At 34.1% G+C, this 9,360-nt stretch carries 7 protein-coding genes, 1 tRNA gene and 1 pseudogene; all 9 read right to left on the bottom strand.

What is annotated here, in order from left to right; genetic code table 11:
* Positions 1 to 546, bottom strand: a pseudogene (locus CVD18_RS06900) (hypothetical protein); the annotation flags it as partial.
* A gap of 314 nt (positions 547 to 860) precedes the next feature.
* A tRNA-Arg gene (locus tag CVD18_RS06895) sits at positions 861 to 934 on the bottom strand.
* A gap of 12 nt (positions 935 to 946) precedes the next feature.
* On the bottom strand, positions 947 to 1,396 hold the full coding sequence (locus CVD18_RS06890) for a GatB/YqeY domain-containing protein (RefSeq protein WP_103864711.1): 450 nt from the start codon (positions 1,394 to 1,396) through the stop codon (positions 947 to 949).
* A 153-nt stretch (positions 1,397 to 1,549) separates the two neighbouring features.
* A complete protein-coding gene (ftsZ, locus tag CVD18_RS06885) occupies positions 1,550 to 3,517 on the bottom strand; it encodes a cell division protein FtsZ (RefSeq protein WP_103864710.1) in 1,968 nt (655 codons plus the stop codon).
* Positions 3,518 to 3,597: 80 nt separating this feature from the next.
* Positions 3,598 to 4,956 carry a cell division protein FtsA gene (gene ftsA / locus CVD18_RS06880; protein WP_103864709.1) on the bottom strand — a complete coding sequence of 453 codons (1,359 nt, stop codon included), beginning with the start codon at positions 4,954 to 4,956 and terminating at the stop codon, positions 3,598 to 3,600.
* Positions 4,957 to 4,963: 7 nt separating this feature from the next.
* Positions 4,964 to 5,683: a cell division protein FtsQ/DivIB gene (locus tag CVD18_RS06875; RefSeq protein ID WP_103864708.1), complete on the bottom strand. Its 720-nt coding sequence runs from the start codon at positions 5,681 to 5,683 to the stop codon at positions 4,964 to 4,966.
* Positions 5,680 to 7,026, bottom strand: coding sequence for a UDP-N-acetylmuramate--L-alanine ligase (gene murC / locus CVD18_RS06870; RefSeq protein ID WP_103864707.1), 1,347 nt, complete (start codon positions 7,024 to 7,026; stop codon positions 5,680 to 5,682). The genes CVD18_RS06875 and murC overlap by 4 nt, the downstream gene beginning before the upstream one ends.
* 13 nt (positions 7,027 to 7,039) lie before the next feature.
* Entirely contained in the window at positions 7,040 to 8,143 is a 1,104-nt protein-coding gene (gene murG / locus CVD18_RS06865) for an undecaprenyldiphospho-muramoylpentapeptide beta-N-acetylglucosaminyltransferase (protein WP_103864706.1), read from the bottom strand.
* Positions 8,140 to 9,345, bottom strand: coding sequence for an FtsW/RodA/SpoVE family cell cycle protein (locus CVD18_RS06860; protein WP_103864705.1), 1,206 nt, complete (start codon positions 9,343 to 9,345; stop codon positions 8,140 to 8,142). The genes murG and CVD18_RS06860 overlap by 4 nt, the downstream gene beginning before the upstream one ends.
* Positions 9,346 to 9,360 lie beyond the last annotated feature (15 nt).

Below are 9,360 nucleotides of genomic sequence, written 5' to 3'. Positions count from 1 at the left end.
CAGCAACCTGTTCATTACTGATGCTTTACTTCCACGCTTACGAGCTTTTCTAGGTAATTCCCTGTTTCCTTTGCCAGATTCAAGAAAGAAAATATCATCACTCTCTACAATACCTTCAAAACCATCAGGAACAGCCCCTTCAAAGGCACTTAATATCTTATGCCGCCAGTCAAATGAAGTTTGGAGACAGATACCTGTCTGTTCAGCACATTTCTTTATCGAATTGCCTAATAGCATATGGTACAAATAAACACTAAGCAAGTTCCCCTTTTTTAAACCAAAAGTAACTTTACCTGTAGTTTCCCTAAAATACTTCTTGCACGATTTACAAAAATAACGTTGCACACCATTAGCCTTGCCATTTGCACGGATATCGATGTCTTGACAATTAGGGCAATGTAGTGACTGGATTTGTTGCACCTCGGAATGAACAGTATACAAGTCAGGCTCTGAAGGATCGACCATAGATAATAGCTCCCTAATTACGGTCTCACGACCCAATTCATCTAGGCTTTTGAAAAATTCTGTGAAAAATTCTGGTACCATTTGCACTTGTTTTAAAACAAAGATAACTAGTTAAGTCGTATTATAGAATATAGCTAATAGATATAAATTTACATTGCCTTTGCTCTATTATATTATGTGATTTAAAAAGATAAGTTATCTAGCTATTACCTCTTAACAAGACACAAACCCCTTAATAAACTAAAAAACAAAAACTTAAAAACAAAAACTTAAAATTACAATATTTAAAGGTTTCAATTTTTTATAAAAACGTCAAACCTTAGAGGTCGATCTAATTAACTGAATATTAAATATTAAATAAAAAAGGACAAGTAAAAAATACTTGCCCTCCCCAGTGACCGCGGAGGGATTCAAACCCCCAACCCTCAGAGCCGAAATCTGATGCGCTATTCAGTTGCGCCACGCGGCCGATTTGTTATAATTATGATAATTTATTCTTTACTATAGTAGAAATTGTTTTTCCATCAGCTTTTCCTGCTAATTTTGCACTTGTTGCTCCCATCACCTTACCCATATCTTTCATTCCTTCTGCTCCTGTAGAAGCGATAACCTCTACTACTACTTTTTCTATCTCTTCTTCACTCAATTGCTCTGGCAAAAATTTCTCAATTACCTTTGCTTGAGCCAATTCTGGTTCTGCCAAATCATTACGCCCTTGCTCTTCAAAAATAACAGCACTATCTTTTCTTTGCTTTACCAGTTTTTGTAATAATTTTAATTCCTGATCTTCTGTCAACTCTTCTTTTGCTCCACTTTCTGTCTGAGCCAATAAAATGGCTGATTTTATAGCTCGCAATGAGGTCAAAGCATTTGTATCTTTAGCTTTCATTGCTTCTTTCATCGCTGTCATTACTTCTTGCTGTAAACTCATCACCTTTTGGGTTTAAAATTATTATATCATTCTGGATTGCGAAGATAAAAAATAAACCGATACTCTACGGATAGATTATCGGTTTAGTTCTATTTATTTTTATAGGTTTTTCAACCTTTTACCTATTATAGTTTCCTTATGTAGATACTTAATCTAATCTACATTATCATGTAAAAAAGAATTGTTTTTACGCAATTGTATATCATCATTACCATCTGTTCCTAAAGATGTTCTTGACAAACCAGAATCATCTGGTTTTGCATCTACATCTATCCCTGCTCTCTTATATGCAGGCTCTTTTTCTATATCATCTATATTAGAAGAACTATTTCTAAACTTATAATTAAACTCCTTCATCTTAGCTCTACGTTCTGCTGCTCTTGCTTTTAAAGTTTCAGAAATAGGTTGATTCATAGGATCTACATCTTCACTTTTTTCTACCTCAGGAGTTGGAGTAATAATTTTCTTTTCTAAAAGAATTTCTTCGTCTTGTTCTTCAACCTCTGTTGGTTTTGCATCTGTCAATCTCTTCTCCTCTTCCATATAATCTTCCAGACTATATTTACGCACACCTTCTGATACAGTTTCTCCCACAGGAACTACCTCTATAGGATCCTTAACCTCCATATCCATGATATCATCACTCAGATCAAAAACTATAGGCTGTTCGTCTTGTGTTTTTTTCTGCTCAGAAACTGAATCATTTGAAATTATAGGTTGTTCTGGTTCTTTTGTATTTTCTACAGGCATATCAAACGCCAATGCAAATTGATCTTCTTTTTCTTCTTGTATGTGAATCTCTTTCTCATCATTAACTTCTATTTGCTTAATGATATCTTGTGCATTTATAATCACAAAGTCATCATTAGAAGAAAATGGTTCTACTACTTCATAAGACACATCTATATTTTTTAGCAAATCTGTTGTAGGTATCAAAATATCTTCTACTTCTTCCTCTTCAATTAATTTGTGCTTTATAATCTTTGCTTCTTCAATTTCTTTTTTAGGAATCGGAGCACTTATAGGAGTAATTTTCCCTGTAGATTTAGGAGATAAATCTTGTGTAGTTGCTCTTTGTTCATCCTCAAGCGTATGAATTATTTTCTTGGTTTCTGTATTTACTATTTCATCTTGTTGTTCTACATCAAAACCAGTAGCAATAACTGTAACAGAGATTGCATCTTCTAAAGATTCATCTTCTCCTACTCCCATTATTATATTAGCTCCATGTCCAGCTTCTTGCTGGATGTGATCATTAATTTCACCAATTTCATCAATTGTAATTTCTTCTTTACCAGAAACAATAAGGAGAAGTACGTTTTTGGCTCCAGAAATTTTATTATCATTAAGTAATGGAGAATCTAATGCTTTAGCAATAGCATCGTGAGCACGTTTATTACCTGAGGCATTAGCAGACCCCATAATTGCCGTACCACTATTACTAAGTACTGTTTTTGCATCACGTAAATCTATATTCTGTGTATAGTGATGTGTTATTACTTCGGCTATACCTCTAGAGGCAGTTGCTAAGACTTCATCTGCTTTAGAAAAACCAGCCTTAAACCCAAGGTTACCATATACTTCTCTTAGTTTATTATTATTAATAACAATCAAAGAATCTACATGTGCACGTAATCTCTCTATTCCTAGCTGAGCTTGCTCATTACGCATACGACCTTCAAACTGAAAAGGAATAGTAACAATCCCTACAGTCAACACATCTAATTCTTTGGCCATTTTTGCTATCACAGGAGCAGCTCCTGTACCTGTTCCTCCACCCATACCAGCTGTGATAAAAATCATTTTGGTATTGGTGTCGAGCATATTTTTTATGTCTTCATAGCTTTCTACTGCTGCTTTTTCTCCTACTTCGGGATTTGCTCCAGCTCCTAATCCTTCGGTTAGAGAAACTCCTAATTGTATTTTATTAGGAATCGAGCTATTTTCTAAAGCTTGTGAATCTGTATTACAAATCACAAAATCTACTCCTTTAATACCCTGTTGAAACATGTGATTTATGGCATTACTACCTCCTCCTCCAACTCCGATTACTTTGATCACATTAGATTGATTTTTGGGCAAATCAAACGAAATATTTTCGAACTCCTCACTTTTACTCATAATTGCTAATTTTATGGTTCTCCTAAACTATACTTTATATATTTTTCTATGCCCAAACATTGAGCATATTTACTTTTTAATTACTCAGCGTTATCCAAGAATTCCTTGAATTTTTCTGTCCACTTCTCCAAAATATTTTTTCTCGGCTTAAGATCTTCTTTTGGTAATTCTTCTTCAACAACAGTATTTTCTACAACTACTTTTTCTTGCTGTGTCGTTGTTTCTGTACGTATGGAAGTTTCTTCTTTTTTTACTGACTTTTTTTGTTTTTTAAGATGAATCAATCCATCCATTACTAATCCTACAGCAGTTGCATACATTGGACTAGTAGTTTCTGAATCACTGTTTCCTGCCAGATGCTCATTAGGATATCCTATTCGCGTATCCATACCAGTGATATATTCTACCAATTGCTTAAGGTGTTTAAGCTGTGAACCTCCTCCTGTCAATACAATTCCTGCTATCAATTTTTTCTTAGGAGATTCATGTCCATAGTTTTTGATCTCTAGAAAAACCTGCTCTATAATTTCTACCACTCTGGCATGAATAATTTTAGAAAGATTTTTTAAGGTAATTTCCTTGGGTTCCCTTCCTCTTAATCCTGGGATTGAAACAATCTCATTATCCTTATTCTCTCCTGGCCATGCAGATCCAAACTTTATTTTTAATAATTCTGCTTGTTTTTCTATAATAGAACAACCTTCTTTAATATCCTCTGTAATAACATTACCTCCAAAAGGAATAACTGCCGTATGACGTATAATACCATCTTTAAAAATGGCTAAGTCTGTTGTTCCTCCACCAATATCAATTAATGCAACACCAGCCTCTTTTTCTTCCTGACTTAATACTGCATTTGCAGACGCCAATGGCTCTAGGGTCACATCTGATAATTCTAAACCTGAACTTTTTACACATCTTCCTATGTTACGTATAGAGGTTACTTGTCCTACTACTACATGAAAATTGGCCTCCAATCTTCCTCCATACATTCCTACTGGTTCTTTTATTTCTGCCTGACCATCTACTTTATATTCCTGCGGCAATACATGTAGAATCTCCTCACCAGGCAACATAACCAGTTTATGTACTTGATTACATAATTTTTCTATATCATCTTCATCTATTACTGCATCGGCATTAGGCCTTGTGATATAATCACTATGTTGCAGGCTACGAATATGTTGACCAGCAATTCCAACTGTTACATTGTTAATTTTCATTCCAGAAACACTTTCTGATTCCTGAATGGCTTGTTGTATGGATTGAATAGTTTGTGTAATATTATTAACTACCCCTCTATGTACTCCTAAACTTTTGGATTTACCAACTCCCAATACTTCCATCTTCCCATACTCATTATATTTTCCTACCATAGCAACAATCTTAGTTGTTCCTATGTCCAATCCTACCGCTATTTCATTTACTTCTCGTGCCATATTGGTATTATTTTATTGTGCAAACCACTTGATTACTAAATTGCAAACTGACTTTTTTATACGTATCAAGACTCTTATCTTTTCTTGCTTTTTGATAAAATGCCTTAAAATTTTTAATCTTCTTTTCTAAATTTTCTATTTTCCCAAAAACCAATGTAAATGAATACACTCTTAATTCTAATTCATAATTACCTTCTCTATTAAGGTATACTCCTACAACATATTTTTTCAAAAATTCGTCCTTACGAATTTTTTTCAACAAAGGGAATACTTGAGTGACTTCTCGCTCAGATACATTATGTACTATCGGCACATGAGCCGAATGACTACCTGATAAAGGCATCATATTTCCAGTAGCGTCAACATAAAAAGGAGTAACCGCATCAACCCTAGCAATTGGGGTGCGTTGCTTGATTTGTGCCTTAAGTTCCCCATTTACAGTCAGATACACATCAGAATGTTCAATCATTTTATGTGCATCGAGTTTCTGCTCTACGGTATTCAAAACTAAAATTTCTTTGCCCACATTCGTAACTCTTTCCTGATTTTGTATTAACAATTTATTAACCGCCCTTTCATTTATATATTGATCTTGCTCTTCTATGAATTCCACATGTACTTCATTAATTTTTCGTTGCTCATTACGCTTACCTGCAAAAGCAAAAAGAACTACTATCAAAATAAGTAGTCCACTCCACTTTAAATATGTCAAAATTCTATTTTTCATATTAGTAAAGCCTCCTTTATCTTATTTACTTCCTCTCCTATATCACCTGCTCCAATTGTTACTATTACCTGAGGATCGCTACTTCTTATCGTTTTTATCAAACTATCTTTATTCACAAGTTTTTTCTCTTCTGTATCTATCATATCCAAAAGCCATTGAGAAGTCACTCCTTTAATAGGCAATTCTCTTGCTGGATATATATCTAATAGAAAAAGTTCATCAAATTGCTCAAGACTTTGTGCAAAATCTGAAGCAAAATCTTTTGTTCTACTGTATAAATGTGGTTGAAAAACGGCTAATACTTTTTTATTTGGATGCATTTCTCTTACCGCTTGATGTAATGCATTGATCTCTGTTGGGTGGTGTGCGTAATCATCGATGTATATCAAATCTTCTGTTTTGATCTGATAACTAAATCTTCTCTGCACTCCTTTAAAAGAAAATAAAGCCTTTGCCAAAGATTCGGTCGGGGAGCCGTAAAGCATTGCTATAGCAAAGGCCGTAATAGCATTTAACAAGTTGTGTTTACCTGGCAGGTTTAAATGCAAATCTTTTATGAGTTTGTCAGGGGTTTTTAAATCAAAAATATAAGTCCCATTATCTATTTTTATATCTTGTATACAATAATCAGAATCATCTTCAATTCCAAAAGTGATCCCTGAAAGCGGCAACCCGTTTCGGACTAATAAATGGTCTTTTGCTTTTGCTGAAAATTCAACAAAGGATTCTTCTAATGCATTCGCTTTTTTATAAATATCCAAATGATCTGCATCCATCGAGGTAACAGCAGCTATGTCTGGATATAATTGCAAAAACGATCTATCAAACTCATCTGCTTCTACTACAACCACTTCATTTCCTTCTAAAATAAGGTTGGATTGATAGTTCTCACTAATTCCTCCTAAAAATGCTGTTACTTTTGCTCCACTTTCTTTAAGTAAGTGAGCTAAAATTGCTGTTGTCGTAGTTTTACCATGTGTTCCTGCAACCGCAAGAGTATAAATATCTTTTGTTATTATCCCTAAAACTTCTGCTCTCTTTTTTATCAAAAAATCATTCTCCAGTACATATACAAACTCTTTATGATCTTTTGGAATAGCAGGCGTGTACACTATCAAAGTATTCTCTTTTCTTAAAAACACTTCAGGAATATAATCTACACCGTCTTCAAAATGAATTGGAATACCTAACGAAATTAAATCCGTAGTTATCTGACTTGGTGTTTTATCATATCCTGCTACATTTTTACCAAGGAACTTAAAATATCGCGCAAGAGCACTCATACCAATACCTCCGATACCGATAAAATATATATTTTGTATGTTCTCTAAACTTTTATTCATTGACACTTATTCCTTACCTCTTCTTTTCTATTAATTTTTCTATCTCATTAACGATATCAGAAGTCGCATTGGGTAATGCTATTTTTTTTATTGCTTCTGATAGTTTGATCTGTTTCTCTTCTGATGCTAGTATCTCTGAAATTGTATACTGAAAATTGTCATCTAATTCTTTCTCTCTTAACATTACTGCTCCTCCTTTATCAACTATAGCTTGTGCGTTTTTGGTTTGATGATCTTCTGCTACATTTGGAGAAGGAATAAACAATGTTGGTTTTGCCACAATACACAATTCTGAAACAGAACTTGCTCCTGCTCTAGAGATAATAATATCTGCTGCTGCATATGCCAAATCCATAGTATCCAAAAATTGATGTACTTGCACGTTTTTATGATCGTCATAATTCTTGTACTCTGAATAATACAGTTTCCCACATTGCCAAATTATCTGCACTTCTTTTTTTGCAAAAAATTTTAATTCTTTTTCGATTAACTGATTAACTCTTCTTGCACCTAGACTTCCCCCTAATATTACTATTGTTTTTTTCTTTGTATCAAGCTTATATTTTGCAATAGCTTCTTCTCTTTTTCCCTCTACACTCAACAGATCTTTCCTTACTGGGTTTCCTGTTTTTATAATTTTATTTTCAGGAAAAAAGCGTTCCATACCATCATAGGCTACACATATCTTATTTACTCCTTTTGACAACCATTTATTTGTGATTCCTGGCAATGAATTTTGTTCTTGAATCACTGTTGGAATATTTTTTGAATTTGCCACCTTTAATAGTGGTCCACTTGCAAATCCTCCTGTTCCTATAACCACATCTGGCTGGATTTTTTTTATAATATTTCTAGATTTCCAAAGACTACTTAATAACTTTATTGGAAACAACAAATTGCTCAACGTTAATTTTCTTTGAATACCACTAATCCATAGTCCTATAATCTCATACCCTGCTTGTGGTACTTTTTGCATCTCCATACGATCCTCTGCTCCTACAAACAAAATAGAAGCCTCAGGATATCTTTTCTTTATCTCATTGGCAATAGCTATCGCAGGGTAGATATGCCCTCCTGTTCCTCCTCCTGATAATATGATTTTTAGCTTTTTACTCATAAAACTTCACTCAAAACTCCCAATGAATCTTCTTCTTTTTCTTTAATTTTTTCTTCTTCTATATCTGAATTCCTTTCACTACTTACACTCAACACAATACCTATTGCTAGACATGTCATCCAAATTGATGTACCTCCACTACTTACAAGTGGCAATGTTTGCCCAGTAACCGGAAATAACTCTACTGCTACAGCCATATTTATCAATGCCTGAAAAACAATAGGTAACCCAACTCCTACGACTAATAACTTACCAAACATATCTGTGCTTTTATGGGCCACAATTACCAATCGTAGTAATAATAATATATATAATAACATCAGAAAAACACCTCCAACGAATCCCCATTCTTCAATAATAATAGCATAGATAAAATCTGATGATGATTGAGGTAAAAAATTTCTTTGTACACTTTTCCCAGGACCAGTACCAATAACTCTCCCTCTTGCTATTGCAATTTTTGCTCGCTCGATTTGATAATCTTCCTGAGTATCTTTGTCATCTGCAAAGTTTTCTATTCTGCTTACCCATGTATCTACTCTATTCGGAAAAACTCCTGGAAATGCTTTGGCAAACAATACAAAAAAAGTAAGCACCAGAAATCCTGTGCCAAGAACTATTGCTATATATCGTAATGGGTATCCTCCTAAAAACACTAATACTATAACCATCGAAAATATAATAGCTGTAGTAGAAAAATTGGCTGGCAGAATCAACATTAACACTAAAAAAACAGGCAACCAAAGCGGGACCAATGTTTCTTTAAAAGAAACTATTTTATCTTTAATTTTTGAAAGATATCTAGCTACATAGGTCATTAAAACGACCGCTGCCAATGTAGATGTTTGAAAAGTAACTCCAACAAACGGTAGACGAATCCACCTACTCGCATTTGCGCCTCCTATGGTAGTGTTCTGTGCCATTGTAACCAACAACAATACTACGATAACAGGAATCATAATTATAGACAATCCTTTAAAATAATGGTATGGTATTTTATGTACTCCATACATAATCAAAAACCCCAAAACAAGGTGCGCAAAATGCTTTACCAAAAAGCTAAAAGTATCTCCATCTCCATATAAATACGCCAAATTACTACTAGCACTATAGACAGGAAGAAACGAAAACAATGCCAACAAAGCCGCTACAGCCCAGATCGCCCTATCCCCTTTTATATTTGTTAGTATTTTCTTTGTCATCTTTTATACTTTGCT

This window comes from Aquimarina sp. I32.4 (assembly GCF_002924285.1).
In the GTDB taxonomy this organism is placed as follows: domain Bacteria; phylum Bacteroidota; class Bacteroidia; order Flavobacteriales; family Flavobacteriaceae; genus Aquimarina.
This window is presented reverse-complemented; position numbering and strand designations above follow the sequence as displayed.

Excerpts from the sequence above, each read along its gene's own strand:
- CVD18_RS06890 (WP_103864711.1), bottom strand. The coding sequence starts at position 1,396 with ATGAGTTTACAGCAAGAAGTAATGACAGCGATGAAAGAAGCAATGAAA.
- ftsZ (WP_103864710.1), bottom strand. The coding sequence starts at position 3,517 with ATGAGTAAAAGTGAGGAGTTCGAAAATATTTCGTTTGATTTGCCCAAA.
- ftsA (WP_103864709.1), bottom strand. The coding sequence starts at position 4,956 with ATGGCACGAGAAGTAAATGAAATAGCGGTAGGATTGGACATAGGAACA.
- CVD18_RS06875 (WP_103864708.1), bottom strand. The coding sequence starts at position 5,683 with ATGAAAAATAGAATTTTGACATATTTAAAGTGGAGTGGACTACTTATT.
- murC (WP_103864707.1), bottom strand. The coding sequence starts at position 7,026 with ATGAATAAAAGTTTAGAGAACATACAAAATATATATTTTATCGGTATC.
- murG (WP_103864706.1), bottom strand. The coding sequence starts at position 8,143 with ATGAGTAAAAAGCTAAAAATCATATTATCAGGAGGAGGAACAGGAGGG.
- CVD18_RS06860 (WP_103864705.1), bottom strand. The coding sequence starts at position 9,345 with ATGACAAAGAAAATACTAACAAATATAAAAGGGGATAGGGCGATCTGG.